Genomic DNA, 23,948 nt, shown 5'->3' with positions numbered 1-23,948 from the left:
AGACGTTGCTTTCATGAGTACTCGTTTTGATTTTATTCGAGTAGATAATAAGTTTTTTGAGAGTTCATGGCTATTTCTATTAGAGATACTCCTTGCTGGGAAGCTAATTCTTCCAGCCTTAGTGTTGTTAAAGCTAGTAAAATTGCCATTTCTTCTTGTCTGCTTCTTGGCGATTGACGATATTTTTGAGCGAAAAGTTCGAGATTTTCCGCAGCGTTTTTAACCAATGCTTGGAGAATTTTAAACGCCCCTGCTGAAAGTGGCGGACTGCCGCGATAATTTTCCAATCTTCCCCCTTGACGATAGCCGGGAAATGCTTCTAAACCTACAAAATGTAAAAACCAGTTTGCCCGATAATCGCCGATCGCACTCACAATCCCGCGATAATCTGCAATTAATTCGTCGAGGATGTTATTTCGCATCGAGCCGAACCAACGGCGTGTGACATAATGGGTGCATTCGTGTTCTAAGCGAATTTTCAAAGATAGTTCCAGCCATTGAAGTTCTTCTAGTCCTAATTCGGTAGCGGTAACGTTGCTATATGCCCCCCGACTCAGTAAGATAAACTGATCTTGATACAGTTCTTTTCGCTGAATCAACTTTTGAAACTCAACTGCCCAATCTGCTTCACTACATTGATGGGGATTTTTTTCCAGCCATTGTTGTTTGTATTGGCGCACCCGATGCCAGTTGTTATATCCTCCCACAATGCAAGACCCCATTGAGTCGGGGATGGGCTGGGGTTCGTTGCGTTTGGTTAGTGCTTGGACTAAGCTGATAAAATCAGAGCGGTTGCCTGCAACTAAGACGGGAATCGAACCAGCTAAGGTTTGATGAATATATAGTTGGAGTTGTTCTGGTGCGAGCAAAATCAAACCCGTAGCAGTCTTCATCTGTGCTGTTGACTTTCCTTTGCGAGTTGCTGCGCGATAGTCTGCGGTTTCACTGATTCCAGCGAGAATGGGAAACTGTAACTGCACTAGATGAGGTTGCAAGGTTGCATAAGTCCCCACAATCGCGGACTCTTGAGCATATTGTTCCCATGTAGCAAGATAGGGTTCAGACTGCGGTTGATACAGATGCTCTCGTTGAGGGGAAGTGAAGACATTTTGATTGTAAGTCAGCAATTCCAGAATTTCTGACTCGTTAGCTCCATAAGCTGCCAACCTATCGGTACAAAACTGTAAAGAATCCATTGCTACCGCAGAAGTTAACAACCTCATATTATGATGAATAATATGAAATTATTGTATGTTTGCTCATTTTTTAACATCTGCTCAGAGGTGATGTCATAGTGTGATCGCACTGACAGCAGGTATTCTTACACAAAGCGATCGCTCCAAAAGCAGCAACCGCTGAGTTTGAGGCTAGCGATCGCAATCAGCAAAATTTTCATCTAAATAAAAGCGAATTCCTTGCAAGCCGATGCAATCGTATTGCAAGCCGATGCGATCGCATTGCAACCCGATGCAATTGAATTGTCACCCGATGCGATCGCATTGCAACCCGATGCAATTGAATTGTTACCCGATGCGATCGCATTGTCACCAGATGCGATCAAATTGCAACCTGATGCAATCAAATTGCAACCCGATGCGATCGCAAAACTAGAAGATTATGCAAGCCTGCGTCAGCCAAGCGCGATCGCTGTTTGGTTATAAGATGGCTTTGGCTCAATCCTTTTGCTACTATTGATCAGTATAAGGAATAAATGCTATATCAGTTATATCTTTAAGGAGATGCACTGCCTTAACGCCATAAGTTAGAGGTGATTGTAGCTTTAGAATCAAACAAAATGGTTTTTTATTCCCGAATTTTTGCCTTAAATAACTATCGTAATTTTTATTCAAATAGTGAACTGCTCCCCGATTACCTTTTGATGTCTGCCCACAAATTAAGATTACAGGATAAGAATCAGACTCTGGATAAAATCTTGCCAAAATAGCGTGTTCATCCTTATTGTTTACAAATCTATACTTTTTTTCTTTCGTTACGAATGCAATATTATCAGGATCATCAGGCATATAAGGATTAATATAAATGCCTTGAAGAAAGTTTTCTAAATGAACTTTAGTTCTCGGATTAGAGTCGGGACCTCCTATACAAAATTCGGTTGTTTCTCCTGCGGGTTCCAATATGCGATCAAAACGTGCAATGACTAACTTGCCATCAATCTCAGCTACGAGCTTTGCAATCTCAATCAATGTTTCCACATCTCCATGCGTCACTGAATTCTGATTGCGAGGATCATGATTTATAACTAAAAGACAATTTTCTTTAGGAGAAATACCGAAAAAAGCAGACTTTCGATCTAGGATCTGGGATGCTCGTATTTTTCCCCACAACCAAACAACGACAGCAGTTACGAGACTCGTTACGATCCCAACTGTAAAATTCTCAATGACTGATGGAGTTATTAATTGTCTCACTGGCAATCTCGCGCTAACCTAAACTTAAACACTAACAGATTAAACTATTTCATATATTTGATGGAATTAGCAACTGTAAGTGCTTCCAACAGGAGCAATAAAGCATTAACAGAGGTAAGATTTTGCTTGTGAGTGCTTGACATGAATTTATAACTTGAAGAAGGTCAATTCCTCAGTTATCGCCTAGCACTGGAAGAAACTGAGCCAGAGCGATTATTATATTTAGCAGTTCCAGTAGATGCCTATCGAAATTTCTTTCAACTTGAGTTTACGCAGACAGCAGTAAAAAAATATCAAGTATTGTTAGTTGTCTACGACCCTGTGAATGAGGTGATTGTGCAATGGATAAAATAGCAAAATATCGAGAATATATTCAGACATTACTCACTCGTTATGCCCATGACGATATTTCAGATGAGCGGGTAGAAACTCTACTCATATTTGATACAGAGCGAGATCATTATCAGTGGATGAATGTAGGTTGGCAACAATTTGATCGCATTTATCGATCTGTGATTCATTTTGATATTAAAAACGGCAAAATATGGCTTCAGCAGAATTTAACAGATCAGAATCCGGCTGAGGAGTTAGTTAACATGGGTGTTCCCAAAGACGATATTGTTTTGGGATTGCAGCCTCCGTATAAAAGGCAGTATACGGATTATGGTGTTGCTTAAAGATTAGGTATCAAGCAATTATTCATCCAGCAGCAAAAGGCGGTTATTGTGCTTTTGTGGTGCGTTGTGCTGCGCGACAACACACCCTTAAATAAGATTAAGAGCGATCGCTCTCTTTCAACCAAAGCTATTTTACTCAAACGCAACGCCGCGATAAATTTCTGCCATTGGTAATTCAATCCCAACTGACTCTAAAGAAATTGATACTTCCAAGCCGTTAAATTCACTGAGCAACCAACCTTGAGTTTGCTTGCTATAGCGTTCAACAAATGGTTCATCTTGTTCGACTAATAAATATTCGCTAAAACTAGGAATTGAGCGATATATGCGAAATTTATTTTGGCGGTCGTAATCTGCGGTAGAAGCAGATAGTACTTCAACAATCAGGATGGGATTTAAAACTTCATCTAAGCGATCGCCATTCAGTTGCGGTTCACCATTAAAAGCCATCACATCTGGATATACTCCGCGTCGATATTCGGGAATCCACAGCCGCAAATCGCTGTTAATTGGCTCGAATTGAGTATCGCGCAGCAAGAACTTGAGAAAGGCAAAAATATTACCACCGATCCGGCTGTGTTTAAGTGTTCCTCCGGGCATAGGTACAATTTCTCCATCTCGATATTCGCTGCGTCCTTCTGCTTTTTCTTCGATGGCGCGATATTCATCCAAAGTATAGCGGCGCTCAATGGTAGAAATCATAGGTCGTAGGCGATCGCACTGCGGATAAGGACAATAAGATTATTTTCTCACAGATCTATTTGTGAGGTGATGTCATAGTGCGATCGCGCTGACAGCAGGTATTTTTACAGAAAGCGATCGCTAAATTGATGTAACTTTAAGTTTGAGGCTGGCGATCGCAATCAATTTTTCATCTAAATCAAAGCAAATCCCTTGCAACCCGATGTAATTGAATTGCAACGCCATGCAATTCAATTGTCACCCGATGCAATTGTATTGCAACCTCATGCAATACAATTGCAACCCGATGCAATTGAATTGTCACCCGATGCAATCGTATTGCAACCCGATGCAATTGAATTGTCACCCGATGCAATCGTATTGTCACCTTATGCAATTGAATTGCAACTCGATGCGATCGCAAAACCAGCATATTGTACAAATCTGCTTCCATTTCACACAAACTCGACTCACCCCACCATTTCTTCAGGTGTCATCACCTCATAAATCAAAACCAAGGTTTGAATAATTTCACCAATGGAACGAGTCCCTTTTTTACAGTAGGTAATACCAGGATGATCGAGTCTAGAACTTGCGATAATCAAAAAATCTGTATCTTGGGTGAACAGTACTCGCTGTGTTTCCTGAATAAACGCTAACTGAACCTCATCGCTTTGAGTGCGTAATTCCACGTCATTGGTTGTTGTGACATCAATTCCATAACGGCGTAAACCAAGTGCGATCGCCGGATCGACATTTTCATCCAGATGAAAGCGAATTCGTTCACTCATTCCGCAACTGTCTAAGTTTTTCTTGAAAACGCGAGGGATGATTTTGCTTCAGTACCTCAACTAACTCATCTTCTTGGGCTGTGCGGCGATCAATTTCGTCTCGATGATCGAAGTAATAAGCCATTGCTGCATAAACAGATGCCAGTGACAGGTCATACTTACCAGCAATCTCTACCAAGAAATATCCTAGCTTTAAATGCATCACAGCCACATCTTCTACAGCAATACGAGTACCGACAATGCAGGGCTTCCCACTCCGCACATCAGAAGCGATTGCGATATGCTCCCGACTGACTAATTGCATTGTTAAATGTTCCAAGTCTGTTAGATTATTTAATTAATATACACTTGTCCTGGCTTTGACAAAGTTATCTGTAGAAACAGACCAGCAGATTGCTTTTTTGAGCAAGCTGGGCGATGCTTAGTAAACAGATATTCTTACAGAAAGCGATCGCTCCAAAAGCACCAACGCCTGAGTTTGCGGCTGGCGATCGCTCATGCTTGTTTGCAGGCAGTCGTAGTTTCAGAATGATTGCTACTATTTATCTTTAGTCTCAGTTAAATTGAGAATTTGCATTTTGAATTGTTTATGAAGCTACGCTCATACATGCTTATAGGGTTATTGCTCAGTCTGCTTCTTTCTACTGTGCCAGTTTCTGGTAATCTGACCAATGCTGCAACACCCACAGCCGTAGCACCTGTATCTGGTCTTTCGCTCTCCCAAGGAGTGAAACAAACGGTGTTGGACAATGGTTTAACAGTACTGACTAAAGAAATACATACTGCTCCTGTAGTCAGTGTGCAGGTATGGTATAAAGTAGGCTCTCGCAATGAAGGTAAAGGAGAGAGTGGGATCTCCCACCAATTAGAGCATTTGATGTTTAAGGGTACAAAAGAGCGTCCGGTGCAGTTTGGGCGGTTATTTAGTGCTTTAGGCAGTCAATTCAATGCCTTTACTAGCTACGATGAAACCGTATACTTTGGCACAGTGCGGCGAGACAAACTAGAAGCACTGCTGACTTTAGAAAGCGATCGCATGAAAAATTCCTTAATTGGATCTGAGCAACTGACAAGTGAAAAACGGGTAGTTATATCCGAGTTGCAAGGGTATGAAAATTCACCAGGCTATCGTCTGAGTAAGGCAGTAATGCAAGCTGCTTTTCCTAACCGTGCTTACGGCTTACCTGTAGGAGGTACAAAAGCCGATGTCGAGAAATTCACGGTGGAGCAAGTGCGCAATTATTACCAAACTTATTACAGTCCAGAAAATGCCACGCTGGTAATTACAGGGGATTTTGCCACAGAACCGACACTTAAGGCTGTCAAAGAAACTTTTGGTAAAGTAACGCCAAGAGCCAAAAAAGATTTAGGAACGCAGCAACCTCAGAATGCGGTGAATTCTGTTGCTGCGCAAACAGCGCCGATTGTTTTGAAACAACCAGGAAGTGCAGCACTACTGGAAGCTGTTTATCCTTTACCAGATCTAAAGCATCCTGATGTTCCAGCAATCGATGTGATGGATGTCATCCTCACAGGTGGACGTAGTTCTCGGCTATATCAAGCTTTGGTAGAATCGGGACTGGCTAGTTCTGTTAGTGGTAGCGCCGCAGAATTGCTAGAACCGGGTTGGTATGAAATTAATGCAACGGCGGCTCCAGGTAAAGAGTTAAGCAAAATTTCCCAAGTACTGCAAGCATCTTTGGCGAAACTGCAACAGCAGCCAGTGACGACGGAAGAATTAAACCGCGCCAAGACACAACTCCAAGCTTCATTTATTTTGGGTAACCAAGATATCACCAGTCAGGCGCAACAACTGGGATATAACCAAACTATTGGCGGAGATTATCATTTTGTCGAAAAGTATCTAGCTGCGATCGCCAAAGTTACCTCAAAAGATGTGCAACGAGTGGCGAAAACTTACCTCAACCCAGCTAAACAAACTATAGGTTTCTTTGAACCAACTCAACCAGATGGTCAACAAGCATCTGCTAGTGGTGGTTCTAGCCGCACTGTAGAGAATTTTAGTCCTGGTAAACCTGTAGATCCAGCCGAATTGGCTAAATATTTACCTCCCCCTACCGCTGCTACTAGCGCCAGCCAACAAGCACTACCAGAACAGTTTACTTTAGCAAATGGTTTACGGGTGCTGCTTTTACCTGACCACAGTGTTCCTACTATCAATTTAAGTGGACAAATTAATGCGGGGACTGTGTTTGATGGTAATCAAAAAGCTGGGCTAGCGAATCTCACTGCTAACAACTTGATGAATGGTACGCAAACTCAAAATGCTTTGACTTTGGCGAAAACCTTAGAAGACAGGGGTGTAAGTCTTGACTTTGGTGCTAGCCGCGAAGGAGTCAGCATTAGTGGACAAGGACTTTCAGCAGATTTGCCAATATTAATTCAAACTTTGGCGGATGTTGCCCAACATGCTACCTTCCCCGCCGACCAGTTAGAATTGACTCGTCAACGAGCATTGACTAGTCTGAAAGCCCAACTTGATGACCCCCAAGCCTTGGGAAGAAGAGCATTCCAGCAAGCAATTTACCCAGAAAATCATCCGTTCCACAGCTTTGCTACCGCCGAAAGCTTAAACAGTATTACTCGTGATGATTTGCTGCGCTTCTACCAAGAACATTACCGCCCAGATACAACAACGATCGCCTTAGTTGGAGATTTTAACCCAGCGAAGGTCAAAGCGTTGCTCAATCAAACTTTTGGGGAATGGAAAGCTCAAGGTAAACCACCGCAGCTCAATTTACCGGCTGTAGACTTACCCACAACTTTGACACGCTTGAACAAGGTAATTCCCGGTAAAGCCGAGGCTGTTACCTACCTCGGTTATAATGGCATCTCCCGTAAAGACCGACGTTTTTATGCAGCTTTAGTGCTGAATCAGATTTTGGGTGGTGATACCTTGTCTAGTCGCTTAGGTACAGAAGTACGCGATCGCCAGGGTTTAACCTATGGTATTTACAGCGCCTTTGCTGCTGGAATCAATCCCGGCCCCTTCTTGATTCAGATGCAGACAGATCCCCAAGATGCGGATAAAGCGATCGCCAGCACCCTCGCTTTACTTAAACAGCTGCGGGAACAAGGCGTGACTGAAGCCGAATTGAACACCGCAAAACGCTCAATTTCCAACAGCTACCCTGTCGATTTAGCCAATCCCAGCGCTGTCGCCAGTATTATTTTGGACAATGATACATACGGACTTTCACGTAGGGAAATTCGAGACTTTCCTCGAGAAATAGAATCTGTAAGTATGGCACAAGTGCAACAGGTCATCCAGGAGTTAATTAAGCCTGAGAATGTAGTAATTGTCACCGCAGGTTCGGAAACTACTGCACATAAGGGCAGCTAATTATTTATGTAGATGTAGGGTGGGCAATGCCCACTCTACTGCACCAGCAAAGTCTGAATTTTTTTGTATTTTGATTGACTTGTTTTGTGCAACATACTAAGAAAAACTAAGAATAGTAATTCTAGATATAAACAAACATAGGTGAGACAAGCATTCAATCAGGTTTTGCTGGTAGGAGTAACGGCTATTACTACTTTCACAGCAATCAACTTACCAGTTTTCGCGGCTAAGGATGATTCTAAATGCATCAGCCAAATCACCGGTAAACCAGGCAATATCTTCTCAGGAGATTGCATTCCTAATGGGCTGTGGATCAACTCCAACTTTGGTGCGGAATATGCCCGATTGATGCGTATAGCAATTAAAGCTGCCAATAGAGAAGATTACGATACAGCAATTATTAATTTTTCTAGGGCACAAAGCATATCAGGTGTGACAGATTCTGAAGTGCGTCGTGGATTATTGGGAGCAATTTTAGCGAAATCACTGCAAAAAAATCCAGTCCAAGGCTATTTTCCTTCGAGAATTTGGCTATTAGTTACTGGAGAATTTAGTGAAGGCGGCTAATAGAAAGTCAAAAGTTTACACTCTCGCAAGTCGAAGTGTCAAAAGTCAAAAGTCAAAAGATAAGGGGGATAGCTCCCCCTCAGTTAGTCAGTTACCTACAAAGGTGATAGCAGGGCGATCGCTTCTTCCAGTAACAACTTAGCCCTATATATAGCTAGTAGCTTTTCCTGGTCATATCTAGCAGGGTATTCCATCCTCCTACCTTCAAATGAAATTCTAATCAGTGCTACTTGTTCATCGGTGAGAGAGTTCATCTCATCCAGTGCTAACCCTAGATTCTGGAGATTAGCGAATGAGGGCATCCTTAACCCCCTCCCGTCCTCAAGCTGTTTGAGAGCGATCGCAGGGAATGCTATCAATGAGGTTAGGTAGCTGGTTTTGTATGCTAGCGAACCCGTCGGCTTAATCCCGTATCGTTGAGACAATGCCCTCAACTCAGGGATTGTCAAGACTTCTAATTCAGTCCTAGTGAACATAAAATGTAATTACCTCTGAAAAGTGGTATCGGTAGGTAACAAGTTTCCTAGGCTGGATACCTACCGATTAAAAACTCTATCCCGTTGTTAACATCGGGTTCAAGCAATATTTATTTTTCTAAACAATGTCAGGACGCAAGGGTAAACCAGAAAATTTTGGTAACCAAGAAAGCAAAGAGTTAACAGAACAGTTAAATTTTCGTGTGACTAAGGAAATGAAGGAAGAAGTCAAGTCAAAAGAAGACCCCCCGGAATTTTGTCGTCGTGCTATCCAGGAAGCATTAGATAAGGATAAGAACAAGTAGTTAAAAGTTATTAGAGTATTTGTGAACTTTAAATTGTCGGGTGCATTAAGCGTTGCTATAACGCACCTTATTTAGTAAAAGTAGGTTGGGTTGAGGAACGTAGACCCGTTAGCGTTAGCGCAGCGTTAGCGAGTCTTCGAGCGTCAGCGGTAGCGACGTTCGCGTAGCGTCTCCCCGAGTGAGAAGGAGCGTCAGGGGCTTCCTGCAGGGTAACCCAACATTTGCGTTACTAGCCCCTTTATATTCTCAAAGTTGCCAATCAATCTCTGGCTTACCAAAGGAATGTAATGCAGAATTAATAGCTGAGAAAGGTTTACTACCAAAAAAGCCATTACGTGCAGAAAGCGGTGAAGGATGTGCCGATTGAATCACGACATGTCTTGTTGTATCGATTAATTTCAGCTTCTTTTGTGCATACCCGCCCCACAAGACAAAGACAACAGGATCTACTTTTTGGTTGACTTTCTTAATTACCGCATCTGTGAATGTTTCCCAACCCTGATTTTTGTGAGAATTGGGTGTATGTGCTCTGACAGTTAACACTGCATTGAGCATCAAAATGCCCTGTTTCGCCCATGATTCTAAGTAGCCATGATTGGGGATATTAAACCCAACATCATCTTTGAGTTCTTTAAAAATATTGATTAGTGATGGCGGTGCTTTAAAACCAGGTCGCACAGAAAAGCATAATCCATGTGCCTGGTTTTGGTCGTGGTAAGGATCTTGACCAAGTAATAGGACATTTACTTTCTCGTAGGGTGTCAATTCAAAAGCTGAAAAAATATCTTCCTCAGGCGGATAAATTGTGTGAGATTGGCGTTCCTCCAATAAAAAATTTTGGAGTTTCACGAAGTAGGGTTTATCAAACTCTTCGGACAACACTGCTTGCCAAGAAGAGGAAATTTTGGTGAATGTCAAAATTTTTACCTTTACTTAATTAGGCAACCCCCTATTGTAGCAATTTTTATTTTTGCTACATCTCAGTATCTTTATGTATAAAATACAATAAAAAAATCTTAATTTCATGTTTTTTGCTGAAATAGCGAGAATTTAAAGTCAAAAAACACGACAATCTAAGTATAAATACTGTTATTAAATAAAGATTTAATGAATAAATAAGCTGTTTTCAGCTTGATTATTGAAGAGTTTGTTTACTTTTAACTTTTAATACTATATTTATTTTTTTGTATGTAATAATTCCGAGTAGCTTTGCTTGTAGCTACACTGCATTCGTTATTTAATATTCGTCAAATGGGATTCTGCTTTTTTGAAAACCATAGAATTACAAGTCTGCTTTGTTGTAGGGTGTGTTAGCAGATTTTTGTAGAGTAAATACTGCCTAATTTTCGCTCAAATCCTGATTTTTAGGTGACCGGCAGTATCGGCTGATTGAGAATGGTGCAAGATTTCAGTTTACTAATTTCCAATTTTCTTGGGTGTGTTCTGTGTAGTCTTCATCGAGTCTATAGGGATTTGTGCTGATTAATTTGCATAATCTTTAGGGATTTCTCTGTATAAGACTGTAAATATATTTAGTTCCCTATTCAGCAACATTACTTGAAGTAAAAGCCATGCGTATAACTAAGAAAAGAGCCGTTGTGACCATCGGTCTAGCTTTGAGTTTGGCTAGTTTTGGTTCTAAACCCTCTCAAGCCGCTACTCTAGCTATGTCTGAGGCAGAAGTTAAAATGTATAATTTTAACTATTTAACCCCAGATTTCATACCTTCTGCGATCGCAGACACTAATACTTACACTTCGTCACAAGATGGAAGAGTCACCGCTAACGCTGATGCAAATGCTTTGGCTTTTGAACCCGATTCCCCAAATGAGACTTATAACATTTCTCAAAGTATAGTTGTAGGCAAAGGCAGTAACTACTCTGGACTAGCACAAAGCTTTGCTAATGTTAATATTACTAACTTCCTGATTCCTAAAGATACAACTCTTTCTTTCAACTTTGAAGCCTATCTAAAGTTAACAACATCAATCGATACTCCAGAAAGCGAAAGTGCGAGTGCTTATGGAATTATAGATTTTCAATTTTGGGATCAATCTGGCAAGCCATTGGACTATTTTCAGATAGCAGCTAATCTATCAAGTCTAGATGATCATGATTTTCTGGATTATTACAATAGTGAAGGTATAACCTTTGATAGCCTAGAAAAAAATAAATCTTTTGGGGGAAAGGAAGAAGAGGCTTTTACGGTGCTCAAGGGCACTTATTCGCGGAAGTTTACTGAAGATACTTTTTTAACTATCCAAGAAGCCAAATATAATGATGCTAGTGTTGAAGTTCCTGAACCTGTTTCCAGTGGTGGTATAGCACTGGCTGGGATTATCGGATGGTGGATGAAACGCAAGCAGAGGCGATCGCATAATTGATTAAGCTAGAGTTAGCTATCATTAATACCTATGCATCTACTATTATTTTTACCTAGTACTGAATTTGTCAAGCAAAATTAAACACAATCACATCTGTATCTATACAATTTCAGTTGAAACACGTTTAATCTGCATCAATTCATACAGCGAACACATAATGTTCATATGATTTTTATGTAATTGCCGCATTTAGTTGTTACACTAGATTTCAAGCAAACATTGAGTTTGCTCCTCACACCATACCTTTACCTTCTTGTTTGTCAATGGCAAGAGGGTTTTTTTTATTTGTCAGTTGTCAGTTGTCAGTTGTCATTTGTCATTTATCCTCCTTGTCCCCCTCATCCCCCTCATCCCCCTCATCCCTTTAGCCCCTAGCCCCTAACCTCTAGCCCCTAGTCCCTCATCAGGGATTGCAGTACATACATTGACTTGGATCGGCAAACTCTTTACCATTAGGAAATAATTTTTCTTGGCTGTAACTACATTTTTGGCACTGGTAAATTACAGAATGAACTAAGCTGGTAGGCATACCGCAGATTGCACAAGGTAATCCTGTGATTCTTTGAGTAATATCAAACCCAGGTATATTACATTGCGGGCAATGATGTTTAATCTTGCTTAACAAATTATAGGTAGCTTTGGCGATATTTTTCATCCTTGTGGGGTTGTAAAGTGCGCGCATGTCTGTTTCCAGATACACTTTGCCATCGGGTGAATTATTCATTGCCCAATTCCAAGCTTCTATTAATTTTTCTTCGGTAGTAATACCTTTAATAATTTCACTACTATCTTTGACTATTTGCTGATAGCTAATAACTAGCCCATGTTCTGGGAAACCAACTTTGATCGCAAAATCATAGGCTTGTTGGATATTTTCCGCAACCTGATGACTAAAATTAGTTTCTAGTGACAATTCTTCCCCAATGAGTTCTAAATCGTTTTCTATATCTAATAAAATGACAATTTCTCGATTCGAGTAAATATAAGGTATATATGGATGGGGTGCAAAGCTTCCTTCACTGGCGATCGCTAATTTTTCGCCTGTTAACTCTAGTGCTTTTGTGGCTTTTAATTTAGCTGCTGCTATCTGAGTACCAGGACGTTCTATCTCTCTAGTAAATGTACCAAAAATGTCAGTATTAAAATCCGTTGGCACTAAAATTTTAATACCTAACTCCGGCTCCAATATGGGGGCGATCGCTTGCTGTTTTTGATGCATTGTCGCCAGTATTGCCACACGATTACTAAACAAATGCTGATTTTTCATCGTGGGTTTACCTCCTATTGATATTTCGGCAAGATTAGTCTGCATTAAAGCTTAATTTTCATCAACCATTATCCCTGAGTAACTCACTCTAAAACTGACTAAACTTGCCGAAAATATGGAAAATTACGAACCTTGTTCTTGAGCAACCTGTCCTAGTTCTGCCGTCAGCTTTTCTTTATCACGCTTGCGTTTTTTAGCATAAAGCTGAATGGTCACTGCCATTAAAATAACTGATGCAAAAATGACCCAGACTGTGATATCTGTAGGCAGATTGTTTTTGAATACAGCTAGCAGTACAATTACCATCAGCATAACTGTAGGTGCTTCATTTAAAGCTCGTAACTGCTGACTATTCCACCGACATTCATCTACTGCTAATTTTTTCATGAGTCGGGAGCAATAATGATGATAGCCAATTAATAAGGCAACAAACACCAGTTTGATATGCAGCCAACCCTCTTTTAAAACATCTGGTTCAGTACTTAAAAGACCGATTGCCATTGCTACAGTCACCAACATTCCTGGAGTTGTGATGATATTGTAGAGGCGTTTTTCCATAATTTGATACTGATTTTTCAGTATCGTCCGTGCTGGTTCTGGTTCTTGGTTAGCTTCAACGTGATAGATAAATAAACGTACTAGGTAGAACAAACCAGCAAACCAGACTACGAAGCCAATAATATGAAACGCTTTAAACCAGGAATAAGCCATGAATTGAACCTGCCTGTCTCAACTTGTTTTAGAATAGCTTTTGCCTACATGGACGCAACTACTCTCTTTATCAGGGTAAGGTAAAACCTTCGGCCACGGCTGATTGCTAGCCAAGAGATAGATTAAGAAGTGTGAAGTTAAATGACAAGTTTAACAGCTAGCGATCTCTTCCCATTGCCCTGCTTTTGCTAAACTCAAACTCATGATTGACGACTACATCCGCAACACAATGGCTAAAAACCAAATTCCGGGACTCTCGGTAGGAGTGGTACGGGAGGGGGAACCGGTTTTGGTTAAGGGTTATGGGTTGGCGAATGTAGAACATTCCGTTCCCGCAACCGAAAAAACAGTTTATGAAATAGCTTCTGTTGGTAAAACCTTCACCGCTACCGCCACAATGATGTTAGTGGAGTCAGGAGTAATTTCCCTAGAAGATGCGATCGCACAATACCTGGATAATTTACCTTTACCTTGGCAGAGTGTGACAATCAAGCAGATTTTGTCTCACCAGTCGGGACTTCCCAATTATACTGATGCTCCAAATTATTGGGAAATTACCCGTAAGGATTTATCAAAATCAGAAATTTTGGCTTTAGTTACCCATTTACCTCTCAAGTTTCCACCAGGGGAATTGAGCGCCTACGACAACACAGGCTACTATTTACTGGGGTTGATGCTGGAGGAAGTTACCAAACAATCCTATGCAGATTTCTTGCAACAGCGAATTTTTCAGCCTTTGGGGATGTCTGCAACTGTGATGAATCATCCCAGAGATATTGTGTTGCATCGCGCTGCTGGCTACCGTTTTTTACAAGGAAAGCTTGTTAATAAACCATACTACAGTCCCGCAGTGACATATTCAGCTGGTGGGCAATTATCCTCCGTGGAAGATATGGTGAAGTGGGAACAGGCGCTTTGCAATGCAACTTTACTGAAGCCAGCAACCTTGGATTTGATGTGGACTCCCCATCCGCCAAATCAAGGCGATAATTGGGAAAAACTCAGATATGTAGCTGGTTTAGGTTGGTGGGTATTGAATTACGACAATCGTCGAGTAGTTAGTCATAATGGTTCAATATTAGGATTCGCAAGTAACATTACACGTTTTATTGATGACAAGATTACCGTAATTGTGTTATTTAATTTAGATCAAATTGCGCGACCAGATGCGATCGCTAAACAAATTGCTGGCTACTACTGCTCAGAACTGAGTAAACTTGCGCTTCAGCCACCACTAGAGGCAAAATCACAGGTATTATCTACTTGATTGTGAGCGCGATCGCCTAGACAACGAGTATCATCATAAGCAATATTATATTTACGCATCTATGAAAAGTGCGATCGCCGTTAGGCGTGCCAAAGGTATCGCTCGGCAAACTGTCTTATTATTTACATGCTCTGTGCTGTTGATAGGCTGTGGTAAAACGGTCAGTACTGATAATCCTACACCAACATCAGCCACCGCTAATACAATTCCTATTGGTATCGCTTTTGCCCAAACTAGCAATGTCGCATTACTCGGACAAGAAGGAACTGATGGAGTTAAAATTGCTGAAAAATATTTTAATAACAAAGGCGGTATCAACGGTAAACCGATTAAATTAATATTTCAAGATACTGGTGGCGATGAAGTTGGAACAGTTAATGCTTTTCAAACTTTAATTAATCAAAATAAAGTTGTGGGGATTATTGGACCGACTCTATCACAACAAGCGTTTAGTGCTGATCCCATAGCCGAACGCAATCAAGTTCCAGTTATTGGCGCATCAAATACCGCTAAAGGTATTCCCGAAATTGGTGATTATGTGGCGCGTGTTTCTTCCTCTGTGGCTGTGGTTGCACCTTATGCGGTGAAAGCGGCGCTCAAACAAAATCCGAATATCAAAAGAGTGGCTGTATTCTACGCCCAAAATGATGCTTTTAATAAATCGGAAACAGAAATATTTCAGAAAACAGTTAAAGATTTAGGATTGGATTTAGTCACAGTCCAAAAATTTCAAACTACAGATACTGACTTTCAAACTCAAGCCAGCAGCGCGATTAATTTAAAACCAGATTTAGCGATTATCTCCGGGTTAGCTGTGGATGGAGGTAATTTAGTTAAACAACTACGAGAACTTGGGTATAAAGGTATTATTATTGGTGGTAATGGTTTTAATACATCTCATATATTTTCTGTATGCAAAGCGCTTTGTGAAGGGGTGATTATTGCCCAAGCTTATAGTCCAGAATACAAGAGTGAAATTAACACTGCTTTTCGCCAAGCCTATTTTGAACAATATCGTCGAGAACCACCCCAAGTCAGCGCCCAAGCCTTTGCTGCATTACAGGTATATGTAGAAGCGCTGCAATCTTTAGATAAAAAGAGTAAAATTAATCAACTTTCATTGCCACAGTTGCGGAAAGAATTGAATCAGGAGATACTCAAAGGAACATATCAAACTCCTCTGGGTGAAATTGCTTTTACACCAGTAGGTGATGTAATTCAGAAAGAGTTTTACGTTGCTCAACTGAAGATGGAACCCAACGGCGTTAAGGGTAAATTTGCGTTTTTAACCGTTAAATAAGCTCATGTAAATTAATTGGTAAATAAAAACAGAAAATTGCTATAGATTGGTGTTTCTGGATGTAAAATATTGTCGGTATAACTCACAGCTTGGTATCACTTTATCCTTTAACTGTTTGATCAGTCCCATACTGCTGAGTTTATAAGTCATGCTTGCATCTATTGATATCGGTTCTCGAGCATTGATAACGGTATCTAACACTTTTGCTAATTCAGGTTGTTCTTGCAATGTTGCTTGATGACGTTGCAAATGATATGAGTAAATTCCCTTTGATGTTGCTGCTGTATCGAGGAATTGAGCAAAGCTAATTTCCCCGCGACTGAGATGATAAATAGCCATATGTACCAATGCTGGATGTCCTTCCACCATAGCCATCAGTTGTGTAGCTTCCTGTCCATCAGTCCAGTTGAGTCCATAGCGTTGAGCTAAGTTTTGTACCTGTTCTAAATTAAAGTAGTTTAACTCTATCGGTAACCCTACATTAAATGGGGATTGCTTTAATTGGAGAGGTACATAAATTTCCGTGGAGTGAACTATAATTAGCCGTAACTTTTGCCAAATTGGTTCTCTTTTAGCTTCCTCATACCAGGAACGAAATAAAGGTAAAACATCTTTTGCTACCAGAGGATGCTCAAAAAGATATTGGACTTCATCTAATGATAAAACTAAAGGAGTATCTATTTGTTTTAATATATGGTTACGGATATAGAGCGAACAACTAATTTTACTGCCAATATCTTCATCCCAATAATCATCTAGTTTCGGTTCCAGTTGCAATTGTTGGGTAATGTTAGCACACAGCCAACGCAAAAATCGATGCAAATCGTTCAAAATTACCTCGTCAATTTGCTCTATATTTAAGCTGACAATGCGATAGCCAAGACTAGCAGCATCATTCAAAGTTCTCAATAGTAAAGAAGTTTTACCCATTTCTCTTGGTGCTTTAATGCGGACTAAAGCACCAGGTTTTCTAATTTCTTGAGCAACTTGCATTTCCACTGCTGTTCTTTCTATATAAAACGGAGAATCGAGAGGAACTGCGCCACTTGGGTAACAGGGAAAATTCACGGTGTTGGGAGTAATGTGGTATAAAAATACAGGTTCTGAGATACCTCTGAGATGATGCTGCCCCAAATTAACTACATTTACCGATAAGTTATTTTTAACTTGATCGTAGACGGTTTGAGATAAGCAAATTCCTCCAGGTTGAGCTTGTATGTACAATTGTGTCACCAAGTCTACCCCTGAGCCGACGACATCATTGTCTGTGAAAAATACCTGTCCCAAATGAATGCCAATTTGATGTAGCATCAAATCTTGTTTTAGCAAATTAGTGGCAGCGATCGCCACTGTTTTTTGTATTTCTATCGCACTATTCACTGCTGTTTTTACACTCTCAAAGTAAAATAATAATCCATCATCGCTAGACTGGAGAAGTTTAGCGCCAAATTGCTGGCAAGACTGACGTATTTGTTGCCATTCCTGTTTTAAAATATCTGAATTTTTCGGAAATTCTGCTGCCATTTCTGGTGTATAAGATACTCTGCCCAAAAACATCAAGGTAGAATCAGTAGCTAATGTCTGAGAATTGGCAAGTTCTAGAGCTAGATTTTGCTTTACCCAATCCAAATTAAATACTCTAGCATAGATAGTATTTTTAACTATTAAACTGCTTTGGTATTGGCAGACAAGCCCGGACAAACGTAATTCTAGGTACTCAGGGGAGTTGTGATTAGGAATTTTTCCTTGTTCTAAAATCTGTTGATATAACTGCAATAATTGTATGGTTTTTGGGGTATTGCGGAGCAGGCGATCGCGGATTGTTCTTAAATGTTCTGGTTCGTCCTGAGCCTCCCAATTGGTGATAATTTGCTGCTGCACAATTTGCTCAACCCACTGTGCTTCTTCATTTTCTGGAGGCGGGCAATATTCTGTCTTGCTATGACAGTAATTGACAATTAACCAACACAGTTTTTGCGTCAGAAAAGGCTGTCCGCTAGTCCAATACAAAATCTCTTTTAATACGGCTTCTGGGTTGCTAACTTTGCCTACTAATCCCGTCAGTAAAGGCTTACTATCTTCGATTTGAAATCCTTGTAATTCAATAGCCCGACCGATATTAAAGGGTGTAGAATAGTGTTTATCTTGAATCAAATCTGAAGGTGAAGCCACTCCCAACAAAGCAAATGACAGTCGCCTGTAGGCTGGTTTAATAGCTCGATTTTCATAACAGTGGCGAATCAGCGCAAAAAATTCATCTGTAGAAAACTTCAGACCCAGCACATTATCAATTTCATCGATAAATATAACAATTTTTTTCTGAATCTGGGTTAGTAATACCGTTTCGATAAATTCATTTAAGCATTGAATGGGAGATAAATCATCCCGTTCTCTTAACCAACTGCGCCGGTCTACTTGGAGTTGAAAACCGCTGACTAATTCCTGAATTATCCCCCCATACCATTGGGGAGCCGTAATTTGCTGACTACCAATTCCGCTTAACTCTATTTCTGCACAAGCAAAACCTTGAGTCCGCAACTTATTCATCGTCCGGACTCGCAAGCTAGACTTCCCCATTTGTCTAGCGTTGAGGACATAGCAATACTCAAGTGCTAATAACCCTTCATACAGTTCAGTATCAGCCTGTCGCACTACATAAGTAGGCGCATCAGGCGGAAGGCTACCACCTGCTTGATACCGATAGGTGGTGTTGAGTTTGGCAGACATTTGTATTTGATAAATACTTAAAACCTGGTGCAGTATTAATTGTTACATGTTTATATATTTTTGAATAGCTGAAGTTAACTGAAATTAACTGAGTTTTCAGAGTCCTGAGTTTAACTCAACTATTCACTTCAAAAATCCAAAATAATAAAAACTAAGCGAACCAGATTGGTAGTAGCTACAAAAAGAATATCTCAAGAGCCTGCATCGCCAACTGAAAACCTCATACTGGCTTGTAAACAGCTCTTAAAACCCTGCTAATTATCTAGCAAAATCTTCCATTATTTTTCTTGAACAAGGAATTTAAAACATGACAACCACCGATCAACTTTGGCAAATTTATGCTAGTCAACTGAAACAACTAGTTACTTCCGGACAGTTGGCTACGACAGGACAGGTTTTATCTTTAGCAGGAACAACTTTAGTCGTAGATTTAGCTAACTCCAATTCTAACGTTATTAACGATATTGTCTACCAGATTGGTAATACAATTCCAGCTTGGAGTTCTACTTATTCTAACAACAGTAGTAGTCTGCTCGATAGTTATACAGTTTTCCTTGATAGTATTGATCTTAAAGGCGATCCAAATCCCAACTTAGATAGCCAAATCAATCTAGCTGCTGCTGCTTTAACAAATGCACAAAAAAACTTTACACAAGTTCAGAATGAAGCCTTTACAGCCTATAGCAATTATAAAGCAACATTAGGTTCTGACATTACTTTTCCTCAGTTTGTCCAGGCTCAATATCCAACATACATCTCTGCCAAAAGCGCTTTATCCGCAGCCGTTAGCCAGTATCAAGGATTACAAATTCAGAAGTATGGTGAAGGATACCAACTTATTGCTACTGCCCGAAATGCAGTAGGGCCTACAGGAGGTGCGTCAGATATAACTATGCAGACTCCCTATAATATGACTGTTGCCACAGGAGCTACAGCCCCAAGTGGATCAGGCAATTCTGTTCTTCCAGGTCAAACACCATCAAGTCCAAGTAGTTCGCTTGTTAGTAGCTTTGCACCTGCCTTTACACTTACTGGTTTTACAACCAAATATCAAGAATGGCAAACAGCAAGTGTTTATAAACGGATCGCTGGTACAATTACTGTGACAGAAAACTCACAAGCTTCTCAATGGAGTGAGTTTGGTTGGGGAACTTCAGCTAACGCTAGGTTCGGTAGTTTCTTCTCTGTCATGGCTTCTGGCCAAGCTAGCGGTCAAGCTCAAAATTACGACTGGCAGCACGAGGATTTTAGTTTCTCAGTATCTTTTACTGGATTAGGAACTTTCCTTATTAGCCCTGGTCAATGGTTCAGTTCAGGTATTATCAAAACCTACCACAATCAATTACGAGCGAATTCCCCAGACTTTTTTGGAGAAGGTGGCTCACTAAGTTTGCTACCACAGTCTGTGATTGTTGGTTTTGAGCCACAGATTAAGTTAACTCTTAGTCAAGCAGACTATCAATCTGCTAAGAGTAGTTTTCAAGCTAGCGCAACTGCCTCAATTGGAGTTGGTCCTTTTCAGTTCGGCAGTGCCACATTCTCTACTAATGGCTCTAAATCAAATATAAGCTACGATGATAACTCTAATTCCATTACAATGGGTGGCAACAGTACATTGCCTATACTACTTGGTGTAATTAGCAATAAGCTGTAAATTCTGATTTAGAATAGGCAATCAATAAGAAAATTGATTGGATTAATCCAATCAATTTTTCTATCAACCATTAAAGGAATATATATTTATGTAAATTAACATAATCAATTTTTAATATTTAACAAGTAATTGATTTATTTTTTTATGAATTTTTGTATAAAAAGAAGACATTTATTAAAAATAACAACCTTCATTGTAGTAACGGCAACTCTGAATAAATTTGATAAGATTTTTAATAGTCGAGAAAAAAAAGTTTTAGCTCAAGATATACATTGCCAATTAATTGATCGGCTTTGGGAAAATTATACAAACGTTATTGAGTGTATATCTATAAGTAGTAACTTTAACAACAACGAACAATTATTTACGCTTACAGCCCCAATTATAGCAGTTGATTTTGCTAATAAAGATGTTGGAGTTAGTAACCGTAATATTTACAATCTCGGTAATAGTGTTCCAGCATGGAGTAGAAATTACATCCCTAAAAGCGACTTTTTAACAAGTTATAGGCTGTTTTTGGATTGTATTGATTTAACACCCAATACTGATTCTAATAAGAATAAATTTAGTTATAATGCTAGGGAGAACCTGGACAAATTTTACGTGAATCTTATCAATGCCTATGACAAGGATAATATACCTAAAAATTCTGTTTTTATAAAAAAAATAGAGCATGAAATACATAAAATAAAATATAACAAATACGGTTCGGTGTATCAAATTATTGAAGAAGCAAGGCAAAAGTGCAATTTAGCTTTAAATTCAAGCCAGCAAAATCTTTATAATATGCCTGTTTCTATTACTTTTAGTCCCCCAGCAGGAAGTCAGGGAGTCAGTGAACCCCCAGTTAAAACTTTTATGCCTGCGTATTTTCTGTCTGGATTTCTAAAAAGATATGAAGAATGGCAATCATTAAGTGTTAATTCTAAAAAAGAAGTTTCAATTATAATTGATAATGACACTCAATCTATTTGCTGGAATCAAGAAAAGTATCGATCTATTATATTTCCTGAATCTGCTATTACTTTGAATAAAGTTAGTCAAAAAGAACAAGATTGTAAAATTAAATTTTTAAAGATGAAAGTTGAATTCACAGGATTAGGAATTTTTCAAATAAAGCCAGGTGATTGGTTTGATCCAAGTATTGTTATGATGTTTAAAGACAGACTTATAAAGGGGTCTCCCCTTTTTTTTGGACAAAATGGTTTGATGGGTTTACTACCATCTAATGTAGTTATTGGCTTTGAGCCAAGCATTACTATCTTATTCGACAAGCAACACTACACAGCTGTTAAAGAAGCTTACAATGATTATATAAATCAACTAGGCTCTAAAACTTATTTTAAAAAGATTGATATTTCATCTTTAATTGGCAATTATAAAGCAGTTGTTTCTTTTGATGATGAGTCTCATCTTATAAAGATTGTAATTAATAGCACAGTGCCTGTAATGCTTGCCTTAATCAGCACCAAGTTATAATTCATATTTGTTATCCTAAAACTTAGGGAACTTTTTATTATTGAAATATTCACTAATATTTTCGGAATTAGCATTTTTTGGCAGGTGAATACAGAGCGATCGCCTTTTTTGTTTTGTCCCTAGTGCGATCGCTCTCTGCTAGCCTCTATTATGGGGACTACTATAGTCGATTTACACTCATCTGAGTCCCAATTACATCACCAAAATAACTCCGATACAACTGACAACGCGGCTCTACCTCATTCGCCGCCAGCTTCACCAAACCCATACTCTGCAACTGATAAGCAGGTATAGTTTCCAATCTCACAGGCTTACTAGAAGTAATCACCGTTTGAAAAGCTGACATCAATTTTGGCTCTTGTTGCAAACTCAACCAATATTCCCGCAAATGATGACGATAAATACCCGCATCTGTTGTCGCTTCTGCTAACAGTTGTTCAAGGGTAATATCAGGATAACTTTTCAGGTGAGAAAATGCCTGCTGCAACAAATAAGGATGACCACCTACCAATTTCATTAAGGGGTCTACTAACGATGAATCTCCTGATAATCCATATTGTTTTGCAAATACCTGCACCTGCTCTTTAGTGAATTCTGGCAACTCAATAGGTAAGCCTATATTAAAGGGTGACTGATTAATATTCAGGCGGATATAAACATCAGTGGAATGGGCAATAACCAATCGCAATTTTTTCCAGTTTTGGCGACCTCTGGCTTTCTCATACCAAGAACGCAACAAACCAAAAAAGTCTTCGTAAACTTCAGGATAAGGGAAAAGCGCATCCACATGATCTAAGCAGAGAACAAAGGGGGTATCTGCATCAGCCAAGAGATATTCCTCTAAATAAGTTGTGCAGCTTACCTTCGCACCCATACCCTCTTCATCCCAATATTTATCTATCTGACTGGATAAGTGCAATTCTCGACTGATATTGAGACAGAACCAACGCAAAAATTTATTCAGGTTGGTAAGATGAGTCTTCCTATCTGCCATCTCCAAACTTAAATTAACTGTGCGATATCCTCGCTTTGCTAATTTAGCCAATACCCGCTCCATCAAATAGGTTTTACCCATGAATTTTGGGGCTTTGATCCGAACAAGAGAACCAGGTTGTAATAGAGTTTCATAACATAGCGATTCTAGAGGATATCGCTCTATATACAATTCTGGATTTAGCAACTCTTGTTTCAGATTGTAATTTTCTTGTGCAGTTGTAAGAGTCACTGATTCTGGAGTTGCTAAGTAAGATGGAGATGTGGATTTATTTTCCCAACTCCGTTTCAAAGCTTCCTTAAAATTACTTTTTTTGACTCTTTCTCCTAGCGCATCTGTTAGTAAATCCCAAAGTTTTGGTGCAACATCTTGACTGATATAACTTGTCGCATATTGATGTTTAGCGGCAATTTGATCGTATGCGTATCGTTCCCAAGCTCCTTTAAGAACAATGATTTCAATGTCACTTAACTTTCTACAGAACTTGGCGAAAACTGCTTGGTTAGCAATTTTAATTGCTTCATTTAAGTCAAAATACATAATCGTCAAAAATGAATTTTTGCTAATGGGGAATAAAGGACAGGACTTACGCAAGATGTGACCGAAAACCTGATTCTTGCGTAGCGGTAATTCATGAATTACCGCTACTTTCGTTATGTTTTGCGTAAGTCCTAAAGGATCAGGACTAGAAAATAGAGATTTTCATGTTTGATAGTGGGTTTTTCCCATGAGGGATTAACTTGAAAATAGTTACTAGTACAGCGTTTCATAAATTCGTGCTGTTTTGGTTCGTAATTGCGCTTTAGCGCTAACGCACAACTATGAACAATTGACTTTATTTTGATTTCTTCCCGAATTTGTCAAACCCTGTACTC

23 protein-coding genes and 1 pseudogene are annotated in these 23,948 nt (G+C 39.6%); 12 read left to right on the top strand and 12 right to left on the bottom strand.

The genetic code is table 11. The features are described 5' to 3' along the window. Positions 1-32 precede the first annotated feature (32 nt). The 3 genes from AACU32_RS16010 to AACU32_RS16000 form a co-directional block, all read right to left on the bottom strand. Positions 33-1,196 (bottom strand): DUF7005 family protein, encoded by a 1,164-nt coding sequence (locus AACU32_RS16010; RefSeq protein WP_096608034.1) that lies wholly within the window; start codon positions 1,194-1,196, stop codon positions 33-35. A gap of 200 nt (positions 1,197-1,396) precedes the next feature. Continuing rightward, a complete protein-coding gene (locus tag AACU32_RS40745; RefSeq protein ID WP_445223180.1) occupies positions 1,397-1,561 on the bottom strand; it encodes a hypothetical protein in 165 nt (54 codons plus the stop codon). 127 nt (positions 1,562-1,688) lie between these two features. Then, on the bottom strand, positions 1,689-2,429 hold the full coding sequence (locus AACU32_RS16000; protein WP_096601059.1) for a hypothetical protein: 741 nt from the start codon (positions 2,427-2,429) through the stop codon (positions 1,689-1,691). Positions 2,430-2,591: 162 nt separating this feature from the next. On the opposite strand from AACU32_RS16000, the pseudogene AACU32_RS15995 reads away from it, so the two are divergent. Together AACU32_RS15995 and AACU32_RS15990 are read left to right on the top strand one after the other, a co-directional pair. Further along, a pseudogene (locus AACU32_RS15995) lies at positions 2,592-2,783 on the top strand (element excision factor XisH family protein); the annotation flags it as partial. After that, on the top strand, positions 2,771-3,106 hold the full coding sequence (locus tag AACU32_RS15990) for a XisI protein (protein ID WP_096601057.1): 336 nt from the start codon (positions 2,771-2,773) through the stop codon (positions 3,104-3,106). The pseudogene AACU32_RS15995 and the gene AACU32_RS15990, both read left to right, overlap by 13 nt. Positions 3,107-3,238: 132 nt before the next feature. Here the strand turns inward: AACU32_RS15990 and AACU32_RS15985 are convergent, their stop codons facing one another. Further along, complete coding sequence (locus tag AACU32_RS15985; RefSeq protein WP_096601055.1) at positions 3,239-3,808, bottom strand: Uma2 family endonuclease; 570 nt, start codon at positions 3,806-3,808, stop codon at positions 3,239-3,241. 192 nt (positions 3,809-4,000) lie between these two features. Here AACU32_RS15985 and AACU32_RS15980 point away from each other — a divergent pair, with 192 nt between their 5' ends. After that, entirely contained in the window at positions 4,001-4,294 is a 294-nt protein-coding gene (locus tag AACU32_RS15980) for a hypothetical protein (RefSeq protein WP_339377955.1), read from the top strand. Here AACU32_RS15980 and AACU32_RS15975 read toward each other — a convergent pair. Continuing rightward, positions 4,258-4,578, bottom strand: coding sequence for a DUF5615 family PIN-like protein (locus AACU32_RS15975; protein ID WP_096601053.1), 321 nt, complete (start codon positions 4,576-4,578; stop codon positions 4,258-4,260). The genes AACU32_RS15980 and AACU32_RS15975 overlap by 37 nt on opposite strands. Continuing rightward, positions 4,571-4,882: a DUF433 domain-containing protein gene (locus tag AACU32_RS15970; RefSeq protein ID WP_096601051.1), complete on the bottom strand. Its 312-nt coding sequence runs from the start codon at positions 4,880-4,882 to the stop codon at positions 4,571-4,573. The genes AACU32_RS15975 and AACU32_RS15970 overlap by 8 nt, the downstream gene beginning before the upstream one ends. 113 nt (positions 4,883-4,995) lie before the next feature. Here AACU32_RS15970 and AACU32_RS15965 point away from each other — a divergent pair, with 113 nt between their 5' ends. The 3 genes from AACU32_RS15965 (at position 4,996) to AACU32_RS15955 (ending at position 8,509) form a co-directional block, all read left to right on the top strand. Beyond that, a complete protein-coding gene (locus tag AACU32_RS15965; protein WP_339377954.1) occupies positions 4,996-5,130 on the top strand; it encodes a hypothetical protein in 135 nt (44 codons plus the stop codon). Between the two features lie 37 nt (positions 5,131-5,167). Next, the gene (locus AACU32_RS15960) at positions 5,168-7,942 is read left to right on the top strand and encodes an insulinase family protein (protein ID WP_096601049.1); all 2,775 of its coding nucleotides are present in this window, start codon (positions 5,168-5,170) and stop codon (positions 7,940-7,942) included. Between the two features lie 141 nt (positions 7,943-8,083). After that, positions 8,084-8,509 (top strand): hypothetical protein, encoded by a 426-nt coding sequence (locus tag AACU32_RS15955; RefSeq protein WP_096601047.1) that lies wholly within the window; start codon positions 8,084-8,086, stop codon positions 8,507-8,509. A 95-nt stretch (positions 8,510-8,604) separates the two neighbouring features. On the opposite strand, the gene AACU32_RS15950 is transcribed toward AACU32_RS15955, so the two are convergent. Continuing rightward, positions 8,605-8,985: a hypothetical protein gene (locus AACU32_RS15950; protein ID WP_096601045.1), complete on the bottom strand. Its 381-nt coding sequence runs from the start codon at positions 8,983-8,985 to the stop codon at positions 8,605-8,607. 125 nt (positions 8,986-9,110) lie between these two features. Here AACU32_RS15950 and AACU32_RS15945 point away from each other — a divergent pair, with 125 nt between their 5' ends. Beyond that, complete coding sequence (locus AACU32_RS15945; protein ID WP_096601043.1) at positions 9,111-9,290, top strand: hypothetical protein; 180 nt, start codon at positions 9,111-9,113, stop codon at positions 9,288-9,290. Positions 9,291-9,536: 246 nt separating this feature from the next. Here the strand turns inward: AACU32_RS15945 and ung are convergent, their stop codons facing one another. Next, on the bottom strand, positions 9,537-10,208 hold the full coding sequence (ung, locus tag AACU32_RS15940; RefSeq protein ID WP_096601041.1) for a uracil-DNA glycosylase: 672 nt from the start codon (positions 10,206-10,208) through the stop codon (positions 9,537-9,539). A gap of 653 nt (positions 10,209-10,861) precedes the next feature. On the opposite strand from ung, the gene AACU32_RS15935 reads away from it, so the two are divergent. Then, a complete protein-coding gene (locus tag AACU32_RS15935; RefSeq protein WP_096601039.1) occupies positions 10,862-11,674 on the top strand; it encodes a PEP-CTERM sorting domain-containing protein in 813 nt (270 codons plus the stop codon). A gap of 403 nt (positions 11,675-12,077) precedes the next feature. On the opposite strand, the gene AACU32_RS15930 is transcribed toward AACU32_RS15935, so the two are convergent. Together AACU32_RS15930 and hemJ are read right to left on the bottom strand one after the other, a co-directional pair. Then, on the bottom strand, positions 12,078-12,941 hold the full coding sequence (locus tag AACU32_RS15930; RefSeq protein ID WP_096608032.1) for a DUF6671 family protein: 864 nt from the start codon (positions 12,939-12,941) through the stop codon (positions 12,078-12,080). A gap of 123 nt (positions 12,942-13,064) precedes the next feature. Continuing rightward, positions 13,065-13,652 (bottom strand): protoporphyrinogen oxidase HemJ, encoded by a 588-nt coding sequence (gene hemJ, locus AACU32_RS15925; protein ID WP_096601038.1) that lies wholly within the window; start codon positions 13,650-13,652, stop codon positions 13,065-13,067. A 202-nt stretch (positions 13,653-13,854) separates the two neighbouring features. Between hemJ and AACU32_RS15920 the strand changes: the two genes are divergently transcribed. Both AACU32_RS15920 and AACU32_RS15915 read left to right on the top strand, forming a co-directional pair. Next, on the top strand, positions 13,855-14,919 hold the full coding sequence (locus tag AACU32_RS15920; protein ID WP_096601036.1) for a serine hydrolase domain-containing protein: 1,065 nt from the start codon (positions 13,855-13,857) through the stop codon (positions 14,917-14,919). 61 nt (positions 14,920-14,980) lie between these two features. Then, positions 14,981-16,219: an ABC transporter substrate-binding protein gene (locus AACU32_RS15915; RefSeq protein WP_096601034.1), complete on the top strand. Its 1,239-nt coding sequence runs from the start codon at positions 14,981-14,983 to the stop codon at positions 16,217-16,219. Between the two features lie 39 nt (positions 16,220-16,258). Here AACU32_RS15915 and AACU32_RS15910 read toward each other — a convergent pair whose 3' ends face one another. Beyond that, the gene (locus AACU32_RS15910; protein WP_096601032.1) at positions 16,259-18,946 is read right to left on the bottom strand and encodes an AAA-like domain-containing protein; all 2,688 of its coding nucleotides are present in this window, start codon (positions 18,944-18,946) and stop codon (positions 16,259-16,261) included. Positions 18,947-19,253: 307 nt separating this feature from the next. On the opposite strand from AACU32_RS15910, the gene AACU32_RS15905 reads away from it, so the two are divergent. Beyond that, complete coding sequence (locus AACU32_RS15905) at positions 19,254-20,600, top strand: hypothetical protein (RefSeq protein WP_096601030.1); 1,347 nt, start codon at positions 19,254-19,256, stop codon at positions 20,598-20,600. Positions 20,601-20,744: 144 nt separating this feature from the next. Beyond that, on the top strand, positions 20,745-22,079 hold the full coding sequence (locus AACU32_RS15900) for a hypothetical protein (protein ID WP_096601028.1): 1,335 nt from the start codon (positions 20,745-20,747) through the stop codon (positions 22,077-22,079). 160 nt (positions 22,080-22,239) lie between these two features. Here AACU32_RS15900 and AACU32_RS15895 read toward each other — a convergent pair whose 3' ends face one another. After that, positions 22,240-23,613 (bottom strand): AAA-like domain-containing protein, encoded by a 1,374-nt coding sequence (locus tag AACU32_RS15895; RefSeq protein WP_096601026.1) that lies wholly within the window; start codon positions 23,611-23,613, stop codon positions 22,240-22,242. Between the last annotated feature and the right edge of the window lie 335 nt (positions 23,614-23,948).

It is taken from the genome of Calothrix sp. NIES-2100 (genome assembly GCF_963875285.1).
Lineage (GTDB): Bacteria > Cyanobacteriota > Cyanobacteriia > Cyanobacteriales > Nostocaceae > Aulosira.
The sequence above is the reverse complement of the archived record's forward strand: the minus strand, read 5'-3'. Positions and strand labels throughout refer to the sequence as shown.

Coding starts and splice junctions, on each gene's coding strand:
- AACU32_RS16010 (WP_096608034.1), bottom strand. CDS start 1,196: ATGGATTCTTTACAGTTTTGTACCGATAGGTTGGCAGCTTATGGAGCT.
- AACU32_RS15990 (WP_096601057.1), top strand. CDS start 2,771: ATGGATAAAATAGCAAAATATCGAGAATATATTCAGACATTACTCACT.
- AACU32_RS15985 (WP_096601055.1), bottom strand. CDS start 3,808: ATGATTTCTACCATTGAGCGCCGCTATACTTTGGATGAATATCGCGCC.
- AACU32_RS15975 (WP_096601053.1), bottom strand. CDS start 4,578: ATGAGTGAACGAATTCGCTTTCATCTGGATGAAAATGTCGATCCGGCG.
- AACU32_RS15970 (WP_096601051.1), bottom strand. CDS start 4,882: ATGCAATTAGTCAGTCGGGAGCATATCGCAATCGCTTCTGATGTGCGG.
- AACU32_RS15965 (WP_339377954.1), top strand. CDS start 4,996: ATGCTTAGTAAACAGATATTCTTACAGAAAGCGATCGCTCCAAAAGCA.
- AACU32_RS15960 (WP_096601049.1), top strand. CDS start 5,168: ATGAAGCTACGCTCATACATGCTTATAGGGTTATTGCTCAGTCTGCTT.
- AACU32_RS15950 (WP_096601045.1), bottom strand. CDS start 8,985: ATGTTCACTAGGACTGAATTAGAAGTCTTGACAATCCCTGAGTTGAGG.
- AACU32_RS15945 (WP_096601043.1), top strand. CDS start 9,111: ATGTCAGGACGCAAGGGTAAACCAGAAAATTTTGGTAACCAAGAAAGC.
- AACU32_RS15935 (WP_096601039.1), top strand. CDS start 10,862: ATGCGTATAACTAAGAAAAGAGCCGTTGTGACCATCGGTCTAGCTTTG.
- AACU32_RS15930 (WP_096608032.1), bottom strand. CDS start 12,941: ATGAAAAATCAGCATTTGTTTAGTAATCGTGTGGCAATACTGGCGACA.
- hemJ (WP_096601038.1), bottom strand. CDS start 13,652: ATGGCTTATTCCTGGTTTAAAGCGTTTCATATTATTGGCTTCGTAGTC.
- AACU32_RS15920 (WP_096601036.1), top strand. CDS start 13,855: ATGATTGACGACTACATCCGCAACACAATGGCTAAAAACCAAATTCCG.
- AACU32_RS15915 (WP_096601034.1), top strand. CDS start 14,981: ATGAAAAGTGCGATCGCCGTTAGGCGTGCCAAAGGTATCGCTCGGCAA.
- AACU32_RS15910 (WP_096601032.1), bottom strand. CDS start 18,946: ATGTCTGCCAAACTCAACACCACCTATCGGTATCAAGCAGGTGGTAGC.
- AACU32_RS15905 (WP_096601030.1), top strand. CDS start 19,254: ATGACAACCACCGATCAACTTTGGCAAATTTATGCTAGTCAACTGAAA.
- AACU32_RS15900 (WP_096601028.1), top strand. CDS start 20,745: ATGAATTTTTGTATAAAAAGAAGACATTTATTAAAAATAACAACCTTC.
- AACU32_RS15895 (WP_096601026.1), bottom strand. CDS start 23,613: ATGTATTTTGACTTAAATGAAGCAATTAAAATTGCTAACCAAGCAGTT.